Origin of the sequence: Bacillus cereus group sp. N21, from assembly GCF_016483395.1 — a bacterium.
Classification (GTDB): Bacteria; Bacillota; Bacilli; order Bacillales; family Bacillaceae_G; genus Bacillus_A; species Bacillus_A pseudomycoides.
The window spans coordinates 1-253 of record NZ_JAEHBX010000381.1 but is presented as its reverse complement, the minus strand read 5'-3'; the positions used below and the strand labels follow the sequence as shown (position 1 = coordinate 253).

The window sequence follows — 253 nt, the reverse complement described above, 5'->3', positions numbered from 1 at the left end:
CAATAACATCGTCGCTAACATAACACCTAAAGCTGCACCGAGGGCAATCAACATATTTCGCAACCAATTTTGTTTCATCGATTTTACCGCATACTTAATTACCCATCGCATCACCTTTACCTCCTACTTTAAAGTGACGATTCATAATCTCTTGAATGTGGATAACTTGTTGCGGGATATTTCGAAATTTCCATCCTTTACTTTCAGCATGCTCATGAATCACCTCACCATCTAATAAGAAAACGACTTTATC

The 253-nt window shown here is 37.9% G+C and carries 1 pseudogene; it reads right to left on the bottom strand.

The annotated features are described in order from the left end of the window. Window positions 1-94: 94 nt before the first annotated feature. Window positions 95-253: pseudogene (locus JDS96_RS31290) on the bottom strand (ABC transporter ATP-binding protein); the annotation flags it as partial.